We start from the raw sequence: 19516 nt of genomic DNA, 5'->3' as shown, positions 1-19516 counted from the left end.
TGCCCGATCAGTGGAGCGCACCACCTGGTGTGGCGGTGTCGGGCAGCGGTTTCAGCGACTCGGTGATGAGCAGGTCTACTGCTTTTGCGGCCTGTTCCATGCTGACTGGGCAGCCGGGGGCGCGCAGATCGGGGAGGTGGACGAAGCCGGCGCTGCTGCTCAGTTTCTGGGTGCGGAGGTGGTGGAGCAGGGTGTAGAGGACATCGTTGCAGACATAGCTGCCGGCGCTCAGCGACAGTGAGACCGGGACCCCTGAGGCGGCGATGCGTTCGCGGGCGGCTTTCAGGCGCAGGGTGCTGAACAGGGCGGTTTCCCCGTGGGCGATGACCGGTTCGTCAGCTGGTTGGGCACCGGCGTTGTCCGGGATCCGGGCATCGCGGAGATTCAGCCCGACCCGTTCCAGCCGGATGGTCTCTGTGCCGGCGGCCAGGCCCAGGGAGATCACCAAGTCCGGTGAGTACATGTCGATGAAGGTGCTCAGCAGCTGACCTGCGGTGCTGAACTCCACCGGCAGCAGGACCGGGATGATCACGACGCCGGGGTGCTCTGACTGTGCGGTGAGCTCACCTCTGTCTGCCCGGCGGGCAAGTTCCTCTACGACATCCTGTGAGGGATTGTGGTTGGCACCTCCGAAGGGCTCAAAGGCCGAGAGCAGGACGCTGCTGGCCCCGGCGGCAGGGGAATCCTGCTCGCTGCCCGGCCTGGAAGCGCCGCTCGGCCGGCGGCTGAGGGACGGACCCTCGCGTCCGGCGCAGGATGAGGCAGTGTTGGACACGGTTTAGAGCCGGCGGCCGGTGCGCTTGGAGACCTTGAACCAGCGTTTGCCCAGGAAGGCGAAGCCGACCAGCGCCAGCGGGGCCACGACGAACACGAAGGACCACAATGCGCCCCAGAAGCCCAAACCGTTGAAGACCCCGATGATCACCAGCAGCGCCACCAGCGCGGCGATGCCGATCAGCAGCCATCCGAGCTTGAAGAGCTTGTTCAGATCAGCCATAGCTCATACCTCCATTCCTGAATTCTCCCAGCCTACCGACTGACATCCGGTGATGGGTGCCAACACTGTATTCAGCCCCGACGATGAGGCAGTTCCGGGCGAGGTATCTCGGCAGACCACATGAGTGCCCACTTCGTGAAGACTTCGAGGGTTGCTGTGGTTGACTCAGGCGTTGCAGCTAACCTGGTGGGCTCATCCCCGCGGGTGCGGGGAGTACTTATTGGCCGTGTTGCAAGAAACAACGTCTCTCGGCTCATCTCGGTCAATCCAAGCACTGACCAGTATGCAGGGAATCGCCTCGAAATGTTAGATGAGCATTCACACCACCCGCGCCGGCGCTGACGGGATGGCCGCCAAAAAACGGATGCGGGGAGAGAGGCGGGCGGCCGCCGTCGTGATCTTCTCCACCTGGCGGCGCGGAGCCAGAACCAGCACTGAGCCGCCGAATCCGCCGCCGATCAGCCGCGCCCCCAGAGCCCCGGCAGAGAGCACTGTATCCACCACCTGGTCCGCCAGGGTGAAGCTGACCTCGGCGTAGTCCCGCATGGAGGCGTGCCCCTCATTCATGATTCTCCCCACCACCTCGGCAGTGTGGTCCACCCCAGCGATCCCGCTGGCCAACGCTGTGAACAACAGGTGAAGCTGCCCGCTGCGCAGCATCTCGGTCAGGGCATGCCTGAGGCGGCGGCGACAGGCGTCCGCATCCCGTCCGCCCATCTCGGCTCCCTGCGCCACGGAACGGTCGAAAGTCTCCAACACCAGCTCGACGTCGTGCTCTGAGGGGCTCTCCGGCAGAGCATCGCGCAGCCGCTCGACTCCCAGCACGGCGGCCGCAGCCTCTGCCTCGGCCCGCCGGGCGGCGAACTGGCCGTCGACCAGCTCATGGGGCTGGCCGGTGTCCACGGCCAGGAAGCAGTAGTCCTCAAGCAATGCTGTCAGGTCCGTGCGCTGGAGTGAAAAATCGCGGCAGTCCAAGGAGACCAGCTTCCCGGCCTCAGCCCGCAGCGCGGTGTTCTGGTCCAGCCCTCCAGTGCCGGCGCCGACAGCCTCGACCTCGGCCCGGATGCACACCTTGGCCAACACCGCACGGCGCTCATCAGTCAGCGCGCGGGTCAGTCCCTCCCCGGCATGCTCAGCGCCCAAGGGGGATCCGATGCCCACAAAGGCCAGGGCGGCCGCACACTCCAGTGACGCCGAAGAGGACAGCCCGCCTCCGATCGGCAGTGTGGAGCAGATCAGCAGATCTGCCCCGAAACCCTCCCCCAGGTGAAGCTCAGGGTACTCGTTGCCCGCCTGAACAAGCGCCCACAGCACCCCGGAGACATAGGTGGTCCACGAAGGTGCCGTCACCGGTGCAGGAAGGGCCGCGGCATCGGGAATCTCCACCACCCCGGTGTCCAGCTCGGGGTCCAAGGTGCGCAGCCGCAGCATGCCGTCGAACCTGGGCGCGGCGGCCACATAGGTCCCGTGCGGCAGGGCCATGGGCAGGCACCGCCCGCCGTGGAAGTCGATGTGCTCGCCGTTGAGATTCGCCCGGCCCGGAGCGAAAAACAGCCCCGAGGGCTCAGCGCCGTAGATCTGCCGGAACTGGGAGGTCAACGCCGCGGAGGTGGATTGAGGATCCCCGGGCGTCAGCCATCGGGCAGAGAGGTCACGCATAGGCTCCAATTCTGCCACTGCGAGGCCCCGCTCAGCGCACAGCCGAACCGAACCCCCTAGCCAGCGCTCTAAGACTGTGGTGGTCTAGTACAGCAAGCAACGACGACGCCGCAGCGGCTCGTCACACGACCACTTCAGGAGGAGCCCCACCATGGCAGTAGATGTGAAGTACACCGCGGAAGCGCTGGCCACCGGCGACGGCCGCAATGGCCAGGTCAAGACCGCAGACGGCGCGCTGGACCTCAAGCTTGCCGCCCCTGAGGCGATGGGCGGCTCAGGGGACGGCAACAACCCCGAGCAGCTCTTCGCCGCCGGCTGGGCAGCCTGCTTCCACGGCGCTCTGCGCAGGGTCGCCGGTGAAGCAGACGCCGATGTGACGGACTCAGCAGTGGGCGTGAAGGTCGGCATCGGCGGTGACGACACTGACGGCGGCGTCGCCCTCACCGCCACTATCGAGGTGGTCCTGCCCAACCTGGACCAGGAGGCCGCTGAGGACCTGGCCAAGAGGGCGCATGACTTCTGCCCCTACTCCAAGGCCACCCGCGGCAACATCGAGGTGGAGGTCAATGTCGTAGACGACTGATCCCCGTTCCGCGAATCGGCGACGCGTTGTCTGCACTGATGGTGGCTGAGAGCCGCTCAGTGCACACAACGCGTCGCTTGTTTTGGCATGCGAATCGCGCCTGCTTGCCTTCGTCTGTGCGCGGGCGGATCAAGCTCCGGCCAGCACCTGGGGCGAGAGTGTGCGGCGCAGCACCTCTTCCAGCTTGGCGCCGAGACGATCATCCTCACTGTCGCCACGACCGGGGAGGATGATGTCACGGGTTGCGGCCGAGGTCGGCTTCCCCGCCTGCGCGGCGAGTTCCGCGAGCTGCAGGTACTGCTCCGCTCTCCGCCGTGCGGACAGCACCGCGGGGTTTCCTGTGCCCGCGCGGCGCTGGGGGCGGATGCCTTCAGGGGGTTCCTGGCGCCGGTTCTGTTCGGCATCGTCGGATGCGGTGGTGAGCATCTTGTTAATGTCGCTCATTGCTCCTCCTGTGCACTCAAATAGTGACGTTCGCCGATCAAGTGAGGCCGAAACGCTGCCGCGTCCCAGAGATGCCCGTCTTCGTCGCCAACGGTGATGACAGTGATGATTCACTCGGCCCGGTCTGACCAGCCGATCGTGCGAACCGACGCTTCTGACGCCGAGGCGTAGTCCGGGTTGAACACCGCCGCCTAGGGATCGCGATGCTCCTCCATCCACCCAGGCTGATTACAGAGAAATATTTGCAGAGCTAACTATGCAGTGTTAGTGTTGCAGAGAAAACTTTGTAATTGATGATCGTTTCCGCAGAGGAGAGACTGGACAATGACACCCCAAGCCAGGCCCATGGCACACCGCACTGAGCAGAAGAAGAACACTGCCGGAATGACACTGCTGCGCCAGCTCGCCCGCCGCGAGGCAGAGCAGGCGCGCGAAGAAGCGCTGCTGTCAGCACTGCAGAAGGGGCTCTTACTGCGGTGACCGACGGCAGAGCAGGTCGCCATCATGCCGGCCGCTCGAAGGCGCAGCCCCGCGACGTTGCTGCGAATGCTGAGGCCCCGGGTAAAAATCAGCGCCCCTGCCGTGTTCCCCGAGGGGGCTGTGAATGAGGTGATCAGCGCTCATCCGGCTGAGTCTACGCAGGTCTGACATCTGGTCCGAGCCCTTCGGCTTCGTTCAGACATCTCATAAGGCTCACTTTGCGCCTGTGCGCCTGCCTGATGGCGCTGAGGCGTTCAGAAAACTGCGGCAAGGTCCCTTCCCGCTCGGCGATCTCTCTGAGATCCTTCAGGACCTCGACCGCGAGGGTGTACCCTTCGGCGGTCTTCTGCCCGATAGCAGCATCTACTTCTGACCAGGCCGCCTGCTGATCGGCAGATACCCGGGCCAAGCGCTCCTGGCGTGCTGTGGCCTCAGCTGCTTCACGCTTGGCCCTCTGCTCGGCCCGCCGCTGTGCTTGAGCCTCCTGACGTTGAACTCTGCGCTCTTCGGCAAGGTCCAGCAGCTGGCGGGCTCTCCGGCGCGCAGAACCTGGTGTCTCGGAGGAGGAATGCTGCCGGATTCGGCCCAGCAGCTCCGTGCGAGCCGCCGCGGGCTTCTCCAGCAGAGACAGAATGATCCGGTCCTTCTCCTGTGGGAGGAGCTGCTGCACCCATGTGCGGGCAGCAGAGTCCTGAGCATCCCGGTGCAGGGGCGGGCTTGCCTCACGGGCAGCGCCGAACAGGTCCTCGTCCAGCTGAAGAAACTCTGCCAGCACCTGTTGGGCCGGGCTCAACTCATTCAGCCCCGGAGGCAGCGGGGGTTCCAGCGCATCGGGGCCACCGGCGTCGTCGCTCTCCCGCTGACTGAGGGCAGCCAGCCAGGCCAGGTACAGTCCGCGAAGGTCACCGGCGAGAAGCTCCTCCCGGATCCCAACAACGGACGAGAGGGTGAACCAGTTGTCCGGGTCATAGTCGTACCCGTCATCCTGTTCACTGGTGATATCGAGGATCAACCATTCTCCTGCGACCTGGACCTCCACGTGGTCCTCAACACAGAACGTCTCGATGAGTTCGGTGTCCAATGCCGAGCGGGGGATGCGGAACATGACCCGCCGGGTGCCCCAGTTGGCCCAGTAAAGGTGCGCGTCGTAGAACTGGCTCATCAGGCTGGTGACGTCGCCGCGAAAGTCGCCCCAGTGGTACTCGTTGACGAAACTGTTGGCGGTGATGCTCGCCCGGGTGGACAATGTGCGGATGTCGGAGAGCTGGTCCTGGTCCAGAGGCTGGTCGATGGCGAGGAACTCGTAGTACTGGTACTCACTTATGGGGAAGAAGCCTAGCGTCAGGCTCAGACGACGCCAGGCCCCCAGGCACTGACCGGTGCCCGCACGGCTGACCCCCGCAGAGTCCGCGTCAACAGAAATCGCTGAGCCTTGGCGTGTTCTTTCACCTTTGAAAGACTGGGGTCGCACAAGCTCGCAAGGACGCCGGCAGGAGACCCCAGATGAGCAACACCGAAACCCAGCCCCAAGAACAGGTGTGCATCAATGGGCCCTACACGCCCGACGACGCCCCAGGACCCTCTCAGCCCAGAAGCGGCGAGCTCAGTCCCGGCCTCGTCAGCACCTCCAGCGGGGTCCAGCTGCTGGAGCCCCGTGAGGTGCCGCTGGGCGGACCGCGGGCGATGCACGTGCGCCGGACCCTGCCGCAGCGAGCCCGGTCCCTGGTCGGGGCCTGGTGCTTCCTGGACTTCTACGGACCCGACGATCTCACCGAGGCCACGCCGATGCGCGTGCCGCGCCATCCGCACACCGGGCTGGCCACCTGCTCCTGGCTGTTCTCCGGGCGGATCGACCACATCGACTCCGCCGGGAACTGGGCCACCGTCCGTCCCGGCGAGGTCGCCCTGATGAACGCCGGGCGCGGGATCAGCCACTCCGAGCACTCCACCGCTGACACCAAGACCCTCCACGGCGCCCAGCTCTGGTACGCCTTCCCCGATGAGCACCGTTTCACCGAGCCCAGCCTGGACACCCACCGGCCCGAGCCGGTCCGCGGGGAGGGTTGGGAGGCCAAGGTCTTCCTCGGGGATCTGCTGGGATACCGTTCCCCGGTGAAGACCCACATCCCGCTCACCGGGGCCGAGATCCGCCTGGAGCCCGGCCAGCAGCTGGACATCGAGGTGCCCGCCGGTCACGAGCACGGGCTGCTGCGCATCTCCGGAGCGGTGGCGCTCAACGGCTGTGAGATCCCGGCCGATCACCTTGCAGTGGTCGAAACCGGCGCCGACCAGCTACGGCTGCAGGCCCACGAGGACCCGGTGCTCGCCCTGCTGATCGGCGGGCAGCCGCTGGATGAGCAGATCGTGATGTGGTGGAACTTCGTCGGCCGCTCCCATGAGGAGATCGCCGCCTACCGAATGGCCTACCAGGCGGAGATGGGGTTTGAGGCACCCCAAGGGGACTCGCCGCTGCGGCAGCTACTGGCGGATACGGCGTCGTCGTCCCGTCCCCGCACCGAGCGGGCCTCCCAGCCCGATGGCACCCAGGAGGAGGTCGAGGTGGAGACCGGTGCCCTGGGGGAGCCCATCGGCGGGGAACTGCGCGATGCGCTCGCCGATGCTCAGTACCACGACGGCCGGAATTTCCCGCAGTTCGGCGACTTCCCTCCCGGCCAGCCCGCCCCACTGCCTGCCCCGGCGCTGCCGAACACCCGGATGAAGCCGAGGGGTTGAGGCGTGTTCAGTCTAAGGTCACGGTGGTCTGGTGACCGGCCTGGGCGAATCCGAGGCTGACGGCCATCCGCAGCGATCCCGGGGACTCACCGGCAGCCCGCCACTGCGGAATCAGCCCGTTCACGAACGCCTCCTCGGTGGCCACCGCGGCGGCGAACCGGCCCAGGCCCAGGCCGCGGTGATCCGGGTGGGTGAGTATTCCGATGTGCCCGAGGATCTCCTGCCATGCCTCGCGTCCGGCGGCGGCCAGCACCTCCCCGGTACTGTCACGCACCACCGCGGCGGTCCATTCGGCGTCTCCGAGTCCGGAGCGGGCGACGTCGTCGGCCGGGGCGCGGCTGATCAGCTGGCGGACATGCTCTGCCTCGAAGGAGACTGAGATCCGGTCTGAGCCTTCGATCTCCGGGGGCTCCTCGCAGTACAGCAGGTGTGCCTCGCCCAGTATTCGGGCCCCGGGATAGTGGGCCCGGGCGATCTCCAGCAGCCGGGATTCCAGAGCAAGCTCTTCGTCCGGAATCCGCCGTGCTGCGGTCAAAAGCTCCGGCGGGCCGTACAGGGCGGTGCGCCCGAAGAGCTGGACCAGACTGACCGCCCTGACGTCGCTGTGCCCTGCCTCGATCCGCTCATCAGGTGAGGCGGTATCGAGCGCGGTGTCGCCCAGACCAAGGATGCGTGACCAGGCCAGCATGATGATCTGCTCGGTGTGGGCGTCGAGTCCCGTCATGAAACCAGGGTACTCAGCTTCAGACGGGCCCATGGCCCGGTACGGTAGGACCATGGTGAAAATCGGATACATTGTGGGAAGCTTCGCGCAGGACTCCATCAACCGGAAGCTCGCGCAGGTGATCGTGGACCAGGCACCGGAGCACGCTGAGCTGGTGGAGATAGACATCACGGTCCTACCGCTCTATGACCGGCATATGGACGACGACTTTCCGCAGGTGCTGCGCGAGTTCAAGGATCAGGTGGCAGCCGTTGACGGGCTGCTGCTGGTTTCCCCCGAGCACAACCAGTCCTTCCCGGCGCCCGTGAAGAACGCCATCGATGTCCTCACCCGTCCGCCGAAGGAGGGCCAGCTGGCTGGGCTCAAGCTCGGTATTGCGGGTGCCTCGCCCGGGCGCTACGGCAGCATCAATGGCCAGTCGCAGCTGCGCCAGTTCCTGCCGCCGCTAGGGGTGAAGCTGATGGGAACCCCGCTGTTGGCGGTCCATGTCACCGGCGAGACCTTCAGCGACGACGGCACAGCGGACGAGCAGACCACTACACGCGCGATGGCCTATATCGAAGCCTTCACCGAGTTCGTTGCGGACCACGGTTGATGACGACCCGCTACGAGATGTCACTATGGGGTGAGACGAGTCGCGATGTTCGGCAGGCGAGATAATTGGTCGTCGGTAAGAGCCAGAATCTCGCAGAACAAGAAATGGCCGTGCTCAAACTGGCAGTATGCGTTCCGCGCCGGTGCTTATTGTCGATTTCGGCGCGGCGCGGTAGAGGTTGTGGCAGAGCGTGAAGCCGTCAGGGTAGGCGTGGGGCCGAACGATCAGCCGATGGTTGCGCTGCGGACAAGGTGTTCGGCAAGCACCATCTCGTCGGTTACGAAGTTCAGCCCGGGACCATCACTGAGTTTGATGACCGGGGCTGGGCCGTGTAGCTGGTGCAGACGTTGAGGCCATGTCAGGAACGGGGCCTCCAACTGCACCTCCGGACCTAGAGCCGCCACGATCTCCGCGGAGGCGTTCAGCGCCGGTCCGTAGTAGAAGCAATGGGGCACTACGGGCACGTCGAGGGCCCGGGCTGTCCGGATGACTTCGAGCATCGCCGAAATTCCGCCGATTTTGCCGACACTGGGCTGAGCGAAGCTTACTGCGCCGGATTCGATCTGGTGGATCATGCCTAGCGTGCCAGATGCATTCTCCCCGGCGGCGATCCGTCCGGATGAGACATTGAGGCGTACCAGAGCAGAGCTGTCATCGGGCGGGAAGACAGGCTCCTCCAGCCAGTGCAGATCATAGGGTAGGAATTCTTCGAGCGCCTGTGCAGCGCCGGCCTCGTCCCAGTGGCAGTTCACGTCAGTCATGAGGGCGGCATCTGGCCCGGCCTGTAGGCGCGCAGCGCCCACAGCTTCCGGAGTTGACTCATGGAGCTTGAACGATCCAAAGCCGGATTGCTGGGCGCGACAGATGTGATGAGCCACTTCCTGAGGTTCCTCGCCGTAGTGCACCAGTGATGCGTAACAGCTGATCCGGTCAGCGGCCCCCGTCTCCAGTTCCTCGGCGATCAGCCGGCGCAATGGTTTTCCTTGTGCCTGAGCGGCAAGATCCCACAGAGCGGTGTCCATAGCTGAGAGGGCAAAATGCACTGGGCCGGTACGGCCGAAGGCATGGAAGGCGTATTCGGCTTCACGGCGAAAAGCCGTGGGATCAGTATTACGGCCGAGGGCAAAGGGCCCCACCGTACTTTCTAATGCAGCCCATGAGGCCGGATTGCTCCTGTGGCCGAAGGCCTCACCCCATCCGACTCGGCCCTGAGAATCATGGACCTTCACCATTAACGATTCCATGTGGGTGAAACTCTGCGATGACGCGTTGTACTCATCAATGCTCTCATCAGACGTGAGACGGCGTTCCGCAGAGAACGGCATGGAGGTCAGCAGCAGTTCTACTCGAGCGACAACGGGGTGTGGGCTGAGCATAGATGGAGCTTAGTCAGGGCTTTAGCCGTCCGTCTACGGCAGGATAGGCATAGATTGATACTCAAAGTGCATAAACATGACCTTCCTTGCAATGTAATCCGCATTATTGCGCGGTAATAGGCCCTTTTGCCTTGTAACGATTCAACCCTCTCGGGCGGCAACCTGGCATATATGGCCAAAGAGACTGCTGTACGCGCTTGACCCTCTAATGTGATGGTGCTTACAGTTGCCTCACAGTTCACCGGAAAGCGATTTCCCCCAGTTGTGAGGAGGCAGCCATGCTGTCCCATATGCATACGCCCTCTGGTTGCGCCCGCCAAGACGTCGCGGTGGCAGGGGGGTAACCACATGAGTGTGGTCGCAGAACTCAGCCGCCTGAAGAAGGGGCGCGGACAAGGCAAGCGGAAGCACAAGGACAACCTGGCCGGGCACTTGTTCCTGTCGCCATGGACCCTGGGTTTGTTCGCCATCACGCTCTTCCCTATGCTGGCGACCCTCTACCTGGCGTTTACCAACTACAATCTCCTGCAGGCCCCCACATGGACCGGCTTGGACAATATTACCCGCATGATCGGGGATGAGCGCCTCCACAATTCGCTCCAAGTGACCTTCACCTATGTCTTTGTGGGCGTGCCACTCCAGCTAGCGGTCTCCCTGGCCGTGGCACTGCTACTGGACCGCGGCATGAGAGGGCTGGCCTTCTACCGCTCGGTGTTCTACCTGCCTTCCATGCTCGGGTCTTCGGTCGCGATCGCGGTGCTCTGGCGCCAAATCTTCGGTCACTCCGGCCTGGTGAACCAACTGCTGGCCATGGTCGGCATCGAGGGACAGGGCTGGGTCTCCTCTCCGGACACCGCACTGGGCACGCTGATCATCCTCCACGTGTGGACTTTCGGTGCCCCCATGGTGATCTTCCTAGCCGGTCTTCGTCAGATCCCGGACATGTACTACGAGGCCGCCTCCATTGACGGAGCAACCCGGATCAAGCAGTTCATCACCATCACCATCCCGCTGCTGACTCCGATCATCTTCTTCAACCTGGTGATGCAGCTGATTAACGCCTTCCAGAACTTCACCCAGGCCTTCGTGGTCTCCGGAGGCTCCGGAGGGCCGGCGGATTCAACGCTCTTCTACACCCTGTATCTCTATCAGCAGGGTTTCGCGAGGTTCGATATGGGCTATGCGGCAGCCATGGCATGGCTGCTGGTGCTCATCATCGCCTCACTGACCGCAATCAACTTCTTCCTCGCTAAGTATTGGGTGCACTACGATGACTGATTCACTGCGGACCCGACACGAGCCCGACAACGCGCTGGCGGCAGTCTCCCGCGGACAAGCTGCTGGGCATCCCCGAGCCACCGTTCCGGTCAACGATCCCACTGACCTGGGGGCGAACCGCCCGAAGGCGATGAAGCAAAGCACGCCTGTGGGCAAGGCGGTCAAATCATCCCTCAAGCACATTGTGCTAGTGGCCGCTTCCTTCGCCATGATCTACCCGCTGCTGTGGATGCTGGTCTCCTCGCTGCGGCCCAATGAGGTCATCTTCCGGGAATCCGGCCTGCTGCTCACCACCTTGGAGTTCGAAAACTACATCAGTGGGTGGAACGCGCTGAGCCACCCCTTCAGTCACTTTTTAACCAATTCCGCGATCGTGGTCTTTGGTTCGATCCTGGCAAATCTGGTGGCCTGTTCCATGGCTGCCTACGCCTTCGCACGGCTGGACTTCAAGTTCAAGGTGCCAATGTTTGCCATGATGCTGCTGACCATCATGCTGCCGGTGCACGTGGTGATCATCCCGCAGTACATCCTGTTTTCCAACTTCGGATGGATCAACACCTTCTTACCGCTGATCGTTCCGAAGATATTGGCCACCGATGCCTTCTTCATCTTCCTGATGGTGCAGTTCGTCCGAGGCATCCCCAAGGACTTGGACGAAGCGGCACGAATCGACGGCGCCGGTCATATCCGGATCTTCCTTCAAGTGGTGCTCCCGCTGATGGTGCCGGCCCTGGCCACCACCACCATCTTCACCTTCATGTGGACGTGGAATGACCTGTTCAGCCAGCTGATCTTCCTCACCAGCCCGGACATGTATACCGTCCCACTGGCGCTTGCCGCGTTCATTGACTCTACCGGCCAGTCCAACTGGGGTGCGATGTTCGCCATGTCGATCGTCTCGGTCATACCCCTGTTCCTCATCTTCCTGTTCGGCCAGCGCTACCTCATCAAGGGCATGGCCACCACCGGTATTAAATAGTCCCCGTGAAGGAGCGGCTCACCTATGAGTGACAATACGGCGAGAACGAGGTACGCGATACTGGGGATGGGAAATCGGTGCTCGATGTACATCGATGCCATCGTGCAGACCCACTTCGATGTGGCGGAGCTCGTGGCACTGGCGGACACCAATCCCGGGCGAGTGGAATATTACGCCCAGCGGGTGCGGGACCAGCATGATGTTGATGTCACCGTGTTCGACCCCCGTAAGCTGGCTGACTTCATTCAGCGGGAACGGGTGGACAGGGTCATTATCACCACTCCTGACTACACTCACGCCGACCTGATTGTAGAATCTCTCCATGCGGGAGCGGACGTGGTGGTGGAGAAGCCGCTGACGGTGAATGGGTCTTCCAGCACTCGCATCGCAGAGGCCGTGGAACAGACCGGACGTGAAGTGATCGTGACCTTCAACTATCGGTACTCCCCGCGTAATACCGCACTGAAGGCTGCGATCCAGGAGGGAAAGGTCGGCGAGGTCACCTCCATTGACTTTACCTGGGTGCTGGACACCGTCCACGGCGCGGATTATTTCCGTCGGTGGCACCGGATCAAGGACAACTCCGGCGGGCTGCTGATTCATAAGGCCAGCCATCACTTCGATCTGGTCAACTGGTGGTTGGCCGACACCCCCGAGAAAATCTACGCCTCCGGCGGGCTGAAGTTCTACGGTGAGGAGGCCGCCTCGGCTCGCGGGATCACTCCCGCGGAGCGCGGAACTCGTGAGGGATCGGAAGAGGATCCCTTCGCCTTGGATCTGCGCACCGACGACAAGCTCAAACGCCTGTATCTGGACAATGAGCACTTCGACGGATACAGGCGTGATCAGGACGTCTTCTCACCGGGTATCACCATCGAGGACAACCTCGCGGTGATCGTGAACTACTCCCGCGGCGCGGTACTGAATTACTCACTCAACGCCCACTCCCCATGGGAGGGCTACAGGGTAGCTGTTAACGGGACCTTGGGCCGGCTGGAATTGGAAGTGGTCGAGCGCGCCGCAGTGCTTCCAGCGGAAGGTGGGTCCCCCGTTGACCCCTCCGTCAGCGATGACGGCCAGTCCAACCGGCTCAGGGCCAAGGGCGAACGCTTGATTCTCCAACAGCACTGGGAACAGGCCGAAGAGATCGAGATCATCAATGGGGAAGGTTCCCACGGCGGTGGTGACAAGTTGCTACTAGCAGACATCTTCAAAGGTGCCGGTGAGGACCCGTACCGCCGTCCCGCTGGTCTGGTGGACGGCATCCACGCGATCGCCGTGGGCGTGGCGGGTAACGAGTCCCTGACCAACGGGGTTCCGGTGATTCTTGAAGAGATAGATCTTGGCCTCGAGTCTGCCTCGTCTAGTGCTCAGCTGCGCACAGAGGTTAGCGCGTGAGCGACCGGGTGATCATCACTGGCGGTTCCGGGCGTCTAGGCCGTAGCGTGGTCGATGGATTCTCTGCGGCAGGTCACCAGGTGATCAGCATGGACCGCACGTTGCCGGAGACACCGGTGTCAGGAGTGGACTACCGTGCGGCGGACCTCCTCGACGCAGTCGCCACCGCGGAACTGTTCGCCGAGGTCGGACCGGACTCCGTTGTCTCACTGGCAGCCATAGCAGTCCCATTCTCCGCCCCGGAGGACGTGATTCTAAAGACCAACGTCGGGATAGCCCATAATGTGACGGCAGCAGCTGTGGCTGCCGGGGCTCGTACCGTCATCATCGCCTCCAGTCCCTCTATCATGGGCTACGGCTCCCCGGTGGAGTGGGTTCCTCCCCGCCTGCCCTTGGACGAGAACGTTACACCATATCCTTGGCACGCCTACGGGCTAAGCAAATATGCGGCTGAACAGGTCGCGGCCATGTTCGCCCAGCAGACCTCAAGGGTTAAGTTCATTAGCTTCCGCCCGTGTTACGTCATCGCCCCGGAGGAATGGCAGGGCGGTCCCACGCAGCAGGGACATACATTGGTTGAACGCCTGGACCGTCCCGAACTCTCTGCAGTCGCGCTGTTCAACTACGTCGATGCCAGGGACGTGACCGATTTCCTCCTCACCGCCTTGGCCAGTAGCGATCAGGTGAGTAATGGTGCGGTGTTCTTCGTCGGCGCGAAGGACGCGCTGGCTAGGAAGCCGTTGTCCGAACTGATCCCGGAGTACTTTCCCGAGCTGAGCCACCTCGCCGAAGGGCTCACCGGAGACTCCCCGGCATTCTCGGTGCAGAAGGCCAAGGACGTGCTGGGCTGGGAGCCGAAGCGGTCCTGGCGGACCGAACTGGTGGAATAGCGTTGTTCGGCTCCATGCCATCCGCTGCTCAGCGGTAGAGCGGAAGGGGACGCTGCCGGCCCCGCACGGAAGCGCTTGGCCATGAGGGATCTGCGCTGAGGATCTCGATGAATTCCTCTCCGCCATGGGCTTCAGCGGACAGCACTACGGTGTCCTCCGCCTTGGCACCAGTTGCCAGCTGCTCGCTGAAAGCGGAGGGGTTCCATGCGAACGCCTGCTGAGGGTGGATGAGGTCCGGCACGCCGGGGGCGGCCCGCGGGTCGCGGCCTTGATAGCCGGCGGCACCACCCTGGTGGTGCCGTGTCCATTCGTGGACATCGAATCCATGCCGTGGGTAGGCGCCCTTGACCACCTCCAGCACCGAGGCCAGCTCTGTCCCTGGAATAAGAGCATCGAAGATATCCGCTTCTACTTCCAGAATCGCGCGGTCCAGTTCAAGCTCTCCTGGAGCCGGATCACTAAAACACACCCAACGGGTGACATTGGCGATCAGCCCATCGCGGCGTGCGCAGACCACAGCCATGGCCCGGCGTCCCAAAGGCGCGTTGGTGGGCAGCGGGTGCCGGTGCCGTGCTCGGGAGTCGCCGGCGGCCAGGACGACGAGCGGATCAGCCCCCGCACTGATCAGTTCCCGGCCCAGAGCGGAGCAGGCCTCGCGTTCGGTGGTCTGTGGTGTGACCGATCCCCACACGGCGGTAAGAGCAGCTGCGGCATCGCGGCATAGTGAACGGTAGCGGCTCAACTCGGGCCCCAGCAGCGGTGCCCGCGCAGCCCGCAGTGGCAGTGCGGCGGTGCTTTCGTCCACCAGCTGGGTCGGCGGAGCAGCCAGCCAGGAGCCGGTGTCGTCGATGTTCTGGTGCCAGGCCAGCTGGCGAATGCGCAGTCTGGAGGCCTCCAGCAGAGCACTGACTTCCTCGGTCTGCAAACGCTCGGATTCATTGGAGAACACTGCCAGTTCGACTCCGTCACGGTGGGCCACCGCGCGGACAACAGGGGGGCCGGTGAGGCTGACATGGACCCGGGCTCCACCTAATAGCCAGGACAGCGCTCCGGCGGAGGAGAGGACTACGCCGTCTGCGCCGGTCTGGTCCAGCACACGGATAAGCCTTTGATGCTTCTGCGCGAACTCCTCTGTCACAGCGAGGCCACTGTGGGTCGCCTGGGTGCTGCTCACAGGCTGGTTCCTATCAGCTCAGCGGCATGCTGGGGTGTGAGGACTCCATCGACCACCAGCACCTGCACTTGCCGGGCTGCGGTCTCACCTGGTTGCAGCACCACCGGCTGTTCCCAGGCTAGGGACATACCCACGCCGGGATAGGAGCGGTGGCGCACGAACCACGGATCAGGGTTCCCTTCCTGGCGTTTCAGTAGCAGAGTGGCTGGCCCGCTGCTTCCGTAACGGCTGGGCAGTGGCGCGTAGTGGCCGGTGATCGCCAACCATTCCGTCATGCTGCCGTGGGCCTCCTCCTCACCCTCGGCTTCGGCGGTGAAGATGGAGGCGTCCTCTAGCATCGGCAGCCGCCAGAAGAATCCGCCGTAGCCGCCCTCTTCTCGACCATTGGCTCCTGGGCTACCCAGGCTCACCGGCTCCCTACCTGCGGGGGTGAGTTCATAGCTGTAGCTGAGCGTCCAGTGCTCCGGTGAGACTGAGTAGGTGCTCACGGTGCGCTTCTCGGTGAGGATCGCAGCGCCGTCAGCGGCATTCCAGTCCAGCTGTTGGTTCAGCTGCTGGCCATGAGCGTGGTCGCTGATGCTCTGCGACACGGTAGTGATACGGCCGTGGTCGCCGCGCCAGACGTAGCGCCCGGCGTCACGGGTGTAGGTCCGTCCACCCCAGAAGTTGTGGCCGTTGACATCCTGCAGTGCGGTGCCCACGCCAAGGTGCCAGGTATGATCCAGCGGTTGCTGATCAGTGACCACGACGCCGCCCAAGGTGGTCACCGCATCCAAGAAGGGGCGGGGCGAATCGGTGGGGGAGATGTCCTCACCGGTGCGCAGCTGGGCCACCATCGCGGTGCGCGCACCGGTTCCGGCGCTCAGGCTACCGCTGGTGGACGGCTCGGCCGCCCAAGGGGCACCAAGTGAGGAGAACGAGGACGGTGCTGCCTTGACCGCACGGGCAAGATAATTCTCCACGTGGGGGATGATGGGGTGACGTTCGGTGCCTTTTCCGCCGTAAAGCAGATGCTCGGCACCTATGGCGGCCGGTTTCGGCGCAGTGCGCACACTTTCCAATACGGCCATGAATGCCCCGTGGTCTTCCAAGGGGGAGAGCAGCCTGCTGGTGAGCCCGGCTTGTACCTCGATCAGGTTCTCCAGCAGATCGGTGCGCTGGAAGGTCAGGGACTGCGCCTCCGTCGCACCCGGTCGCTGCGGATTAGGGGTGATGACCAACTCGTCCCGGGTGTAATACAGGATCGCCTCCCCCTCGGTGCCGGAGATCGTGATCCACGGGTCCTGCTGTTCGGCTGCGCACAAAGTCAGCGCGGCAGTGACCGGGATGCCTGCAGTGGTGCGCAGCTGGACGATCGACGTGTCGTCTGCTTCGATGCGGTGCGCATGGTGGAGCTCGGTGTGCAGGTCAGCCACATCACTTAAGTGTTTGGCCCCGGCGATGTGCAGGGCGGTCTTCACCGCATGGGCCAGCGGATTAGTGACCACTCCGTCCACCACCTGTACACCTTCAAGGGTGCGCCGCCCGGCCCACGGTGCACGGGCGTAGTAGGACTCGGTCCGCAGCCACAGTCCCGTGGCGCCTACAGCACGCAGTTGACCGATCTCACCGGATGACAGTAGCTGCTCGATCGCGGGCAGGGTGTGGGAGCCGATCGACTGGAAGCCCACCTGCACATGTCGTCCGCAATTCTCCGCCACGGTCAGCAACCTCTGGAACTGCTCAAGGGTGGCGGTGGGAGGCTTTTCTACCAGCACGTCAGCGCCCATACGTAGTGCTTCGATGGCCAAGTCGAAATGTGTGTTGATGGGGGTGGAGACGATGATGATGTCCGGACGGTGGCCTGCGCCGCAAGCCTCAGCGAGGGTGCGGTAGACCGGGATCTCACCTCTGACCTCTGGGCCAGGATCGGAGAAGCCGACACCGGCGATCAACCTAACCTTCTGCAATGCGGTCAGGCGTGCAATGTTACGCAGATGCTGGCGGCCGAAGCCGTCCAGCCCGATCAGTATCACCTCAGGGGTGCGGACGGGCGCGGCCGCAGCGGTGAATGCCATTACTCTCCTTTGAGGAAGGGAAGAACCAGATCTTCGTACCGGGCCGTCATGGTCTGTAGAGTGACCGAGGCATCCTGGGAGTTGATCTGCTCATTGAAGATCTCCACCTCGACCGGGCCGGTATAGCCCGCCTGGGCGACCCACTGGCTGATGGTGGGGAAGTCCACATAGCCATCGCCCATCATGCCCCGGGACTTCAGGGCGTCGGCGGCGATCGGCAGGTTGAAGTCACAGACCTGATAGCTGGCGATCCGGTGCTCGCGCCCGGCGCGTTCGATCTGCGCCTTCAACTGCGGATCCCACCACACGTGGAAGGTGTCGACCACCACGCCCACGGTCTCCGAAGAGAACGGTGCGGCCAGATCTAGAGCCTCACCCAGGGTGGAGAGCACTGCACGGTCCGCCGCATACATCGGATGCAGGGGCTCCAGCACCAGACGGACATCATGTTCGGCGGCGTAGGGCTGCAACTCAGCGATGCCTTCGGCAACCCTCTGGCGGGCAGCGACGACGTCCTTGTCCTTCGTGGAGCCGCCATGGGAGCTGCCGCCCAGCAGGTGAGCCGCAGCTGGAAGGCCTCCGACCACCATGATCAGTTCTTTGGTGCCAATGGTGGCCGCCTCCCGGATGGCCGCCCGATTGGATTCCAGGGCCTCGGACCGGGGCTGCTGTCCAGAGACTGTGAGGAAACCGCCTCGGCAGAGCGTGGTGGCGGTCAGGCCGTGATCAGCAAGGATGGTGCGGGAGGCCTCGGCCCCACCGGCCTGCTCCAGTAGGTGCCGCCACGGGCCGATGTGGTCCAGCCCGGCCTGGGTCGTGGCAGCGCATGCTTCCTGCAGCGAAAGGTGCGGGGTGGTGCCGGTGTTCAAGGAGAGCGCGAACCGGTCCGCGCGGCTGCCCGGATGGGTCATCTCAGCCCTCCGCTCTTCAGCAGCAGACGCATCCGTTCTGCCGCCAACTCAGGTTTGGCCAATAGGCCGGCCTGGTCGGCCAGCACCAAAGTGTGGGCCAGATGCGGCAGCGAACGCCCAGCGTGGAGCCCGCCCACCAGTTGGAACCCCCTCTGGTGACCGTTGAGCCAGGAGAGGAACGCAATCCCGGTCTTGTAGTACAGAGTGGGCGCGGCGAAGATGTGCTTGCCCAATTCACGGGTGGAGTCCAGGATCGCCCGTGCACGGTCGGCATCGCCGGCGTCGTAGGCCTGCAGGGCAGTCGAGGCTGCGGGATAGATGGCGGCGAAGATGCCCAGCAACGCGTCGGAATAGACCGACTCGTCACCGTGGATCAGCTCTGGGTAGTTGAAATCGTCACCGGTGTAGAGGCGCACTTCCTCAGGCAGCTGCGCTCGCAGTTGCTTCTCATGATCGGCATCCAGCAGAGAGACCTTCACGCCGTCGACCTTCTCCGCATTCTCCCGGATCAGCTGCAGGAAGGTCTCCGTGGCTGCCGCAACGTCGTCGGAGCCCCAGTAACCTGCCAGAGCAGGGTCGAACATGGGGCCCAGCCAGTGCAGGATCACCGGCTGCTGAGCAGTCTGCAGCAACTCCGAGTAGATGGCGAGGTAGTCCGCGGGATCCTGAGCCACCTTGGCGAGGGCGCGGGAGGCCATGAGAATCACCTTCGCACCGGAGGACTCCACCACCTCCAGCTGCTCCAGGTAGGCGTTGCGCACCGTCTGCAGGCCAGTGTCACCGGGAGCCACCGCGGCGGGGTCCACCTGGTCTGTGCCCGCGCCGCAGGCGATGAGATCCCGGACGGTACGCCCAGCCAGGGCGGGGTAGGTCTGCTCTGTGAGGACTCGCTCGGCCTCGGCGGCGGAACGGCGGATCAGCGCTTTGGTGGCCGCATAGTCAAGACCCATCCCGCGCTGGGCGGTGTCCATGGCGTCGGCCACACCGAGCCCGTAGGACCACAGTTCATGCCGGTAGGCCAAGGTGGCCACCCAATCCAGCTCAGCCGGAGCCCCCGGGGTGTTGTCGGCGTTCATCACCGGGACTACATGCGCGGCGGCGTAGACCTTCCGGGAGGTGATGGGCGCACCGGGACGGGTGAATTCACCCAGGTCAGGGTTGGTCTGACCCTGCAGGGTGTAGTCAATGCTGCCCCCGGAGAGGGTCGGCAGCGTCACAGTGAGTGAGGATGACATCGG

19 protein-coding genes are annotated in these 19516 nt (G+C 63.8%); 8 read left to right on the top strand and 11 right to left on the bottom strand.

The genetic code is table 11. The features are described from left to right. Nucleotides 1-7 precede the first annotated feature (7 nt). The 3 genes from DVO78_RS09420 to DVO78_RS09410 form a co-directional block, all read right to left on the bottom strand. The gene (locus DVO78_RS09420; protein WP_120004563.1) at nucleotides 8-775 is read right to left on the bottom strand and encodes a pyroglutamyl-peptidase I; all 768 of its coding nucleotides are present in this window, start codon (nucleotides 773-775) and stop codon (nucleotides 8-10) included. Between the two features lie 3 nt (nucleotides 776-778). Then, nucleotides 779-997 (bottom strand): hypothetical protein, encoded by a 219-nt coding sequence (locus DVO78_RS09415; RefSeq protein ID WP_120004562.1) that lies wholly within the window; start codon nucleotides 995-997, stop codon nucleotides 779-781. 318 nt (nucleotides 998-1315) lie between these two features. Beyond that, a complete protein-coding gene (locus DVO78_RS09410; RefSeq protein WP_120004561.1) occupies nucleotides 1316-2656 on the bottom strand; it encodes a galactokinase in 1341 nt (446 codons plus the stop codon). Between the two features lie 151 nt (nucleotides 2657-2807). On the opposite strand from DVO78_RS09410, the gene DVO78_RS09405 reads away from it, so the two are divergent. After that, nucleotides 2808-3239, top strand: a complete 432-nt coding sequence (locus DVO78_RS09405; protein WP_120004560.1) for an organic hydroperoxide resistance protein — start codon at nucleotides 2808-2810, stop codon at nucleotides 3237-3239. 129 nt (nucleotides 3240-3368) lie between these two features. Here DVO78_RS09405 and DVO78_RS09400 read toward each other — a convergent pair whose 3' ends face one another. Then, nucleotides 3369-3683 (bottom strand): hypothetical protein, encoded by a 315-nt coding sequence (locus DVO78_RS09400; protein ID WP_120004559.1) that lies wholly within the window; start codon nucleotides 3681-3683, stop codon nucleotides 3369-3371. 324 nt (nucleotides 3684-4007) lie between these two features. On the opposite strand from DVO78_RS09400, the gene DVO78_RS17550 reads away from it, so the two are divergent. Then, on the top strand, nucleotides 4008-4163 hold the full coding sequence (locus tag DVO78_RS17550; RefSeq protein ID WP_157983972.1) for a hypothetical protein: 156 nt from the start codon (nucleotides 4008-4010) through the stop codon (nucleotides 4161-4163). A gap of 154 nt (nucleotides 4164-4317) precedes the next feature. Here the strand turns inward: DVO78_RS17550 and DVO78_RS09395 are convergent, their stop codons facing one another. Then, complete coding sequence (locus tag DVO78_RS09395; protein ID WP_202912144.1) at nucleotides 4318-5634, bottom strand: hypothetical protein; 1317 nt, start codon at nucleotides 5632-5634, stop codon at nucleotides 4318-4320. Between the two features lie 32 nt (nucleotides 5635-5666). Between DVO78_RS09395 and DVO78_RS09390 the strand changes: the two genes are divergently transcribed. Beyond that, the gene (locus DVO78_RS09390) at nucleotides 5667-6896 is read left to right on the top strand and encodes a pirin family protein (protein WP_120004558.1); all 1230 of its coding nucleotides are present in this window, start codon (nucleotides 5667-5669) and stop codon (nucleotides 6894-6896) included. A 7-nt stretch (nucleotides 6897-6903) separates the two neighbouring features. Here DVO78_RS09390 and DVO78_RS09385 read toward each other — a convergent pair whose 3' ends face one another. After that, complete coding sequence (locus tag DVO78_RS09385) at nucleotides 6904-7620, bottom strand: GNAT family N-acetyltransferase (RefSeq protein ID WP_157983971.1); 717 nt, start codon at nucleotides 7618-7620, stop codon at nucleotides 6904-6906. Between the two features lie 52 nt (nucleotides 7621-7672). Between DVO78_RS09385 and DVO78_RS09380 the strand changes: the two genes are divergently transcribed. Beyond that, entirely contained in the window at nucleotides 7673-8215 is a 543-nt protein-coding gene (locus tag DVO78_RS09380) for an NADPH-dependent FMN reductase (RefSeq protein WP_157983970.1), read from the top strand. 224 nt (nucleotides 8216-8439) lie between these two features. Here the strand turns inward: DVO78_RS09380 and DVO78_RS09375 are convergent, their stop codons facing one another. Beyond that, the gene (locus DVO78_RS09375; RefSeq protein ID WP_120004555.1) at nucleotides 8440-9591 is read right to left on the bottom strand and encodes a mandelate racemase/muconate lactonizing enzyme family protein; all 1152 of its coding nucleotides are present in this window, start codon (nucleotides 9589-9591) and stop codon (nucleotides 8440-8442) included. A 348-nt stretch (nucleotides 9592-9939) separates the two neighbouring features. Between DVO78_RS09375 and DVO78_RS09370 the strand changes: the two genes are divergently transcribed. The 4 genes from DVO78_RS09370 (at nucleotide 9940) to DVO78_RS09355 (ending at nucleotide 14136) form a co-directional block, all read left to right on the top strand. Beyond that, a complete protein-coding gene (locus DVO78_RS09370) occupies nucleotides 9940-10869 on the top strand; it encodes a carbohydrate ABC transporter permease (protein WP_120004554.1) in 930 nt (309 codons plus the stop codon). A gap of 130 nt (nucleotides 10870-10999) precedes the next feature. Beyond that, nucleotides 11000-11848, top strand: a complete 849-nt coding sequence (locus DVO78_RS09365; RefSeq protein ID WP_120004614.1) for a carbohydrate ABC transporter permease — start codon at nucleotides 11000-11002, stop codon at nucleotides 11846-11848. Nucleotides 11849-11872: 24 nt separating this feature from the next. After that, nucleotides 11873-13246: a Gfo/Idh/MocA family protein gene (locus tag DVO78_RS09360; RefSeq protein ID WP_120004553.1), complete on the top strand. Its 1374-nt coding sequence runs from the start codon at nucleotides 11873-11875 to the stop codon at nucleotides 13244-13246. Beyond that, nucleotides 13243-14136, top strand: a complete 894-nt coding sequence (locus tag DVO78_RS09355) for an NAD-dependent epimerase/dehydratase family protein (RefSeq protein WP_120004552.1) — start codon at nucleotides 13243-13245, stop codon at nucleotides 14134-14136. The genes DVO78_RS09360 and DVO78_RS09355 overlap by 4 nt, the downstream gene beginning before the upstream one ends. Nucleotides 14137-14164: 28 nt before the next feature. Here DVO78_RS09355 and DVO78_RS09350 read toward each other — a convergent pair whose 3' ends face one another. Genes DVO78_RS09350 through DVO78_RS09335 form a run of 4 tightly spaced genes read right to left on the bottom strand, consistent with a single transcriptional unit; the run spans nucleotide 14165 to nucleotide 19513 of the window. After that, complete coding sequence (locus DVO78_RS09350; protein ID WP_120004551.1) at nucleotides 14165-15310, bottom strand: M24 family metallopeptidase; 1146 nt, start codon at nucleotides 15308-15310, stop codon at nucleotides 14165-14167. Then, nucleotides 15307-17367, bottom strand: coding sequence for a DUF6807 family protein (locus tag DVO78_RS09345; RefSeq protein WP_120004550.1), 2061 nt, complete (start codon nucleotides 17365-17367; stop codon nucleotides 15307-15309). The genes DVO78_RS09350 and DVO78_RS09345 overlap by 4 nt, the downstream gene beginning before the upstream one ends. Further along, on the bottom strand, nucleotides 17367-18278 hold the full coding sequence (locus DVO78_RS09340; RefSeq protein ID WP_120004549.1) for a sugar phosphate isomerase/epimerase family protein: 912 nt from the start codon (nucleotides 18276-18278) through the stop codon (nucleotides 17367-17369). Before DVO78_RS09340 ends, DVO78_RS09345 begins: the two co-directional genes overlap by 1 nt. Then, nucleotides 18275-19513 carry a dihydrodipicolinate synthase family protein gene (locus DVO78_RS09335; protein ID WP_120004548.1) on the bottom strand — a complete coding sequence of 413 codons (1239 nt, stop codon included), beginning with the start codon at nucleotides 19511-19513 and terminating at the stop codon, nucleotides 18275-18277. The genes DVO78_RS09340 and DVO78_RS09335 overlap by 4 nt, the downstream gene beginning before the upstream one ends. Nucleotides 19514-19516: the final 3 nt, after the last annotated feature.

Origin of the sequence: Nesterenkonia muleiensis, assembly GCF_003600155.1 — a bacterium.
GTDB classification, from domain to species: Bacteria; Actinomycetota; Actinomycetes; order Actinomycetales; family Micrococcaceae; genus Nesterenkonia; species Nesterenkonia muleiensis.
Note: the sequence above shows the minus strand (reverse complement) of the source record. Positions and strands in the feature narration are given on the sequence as shown.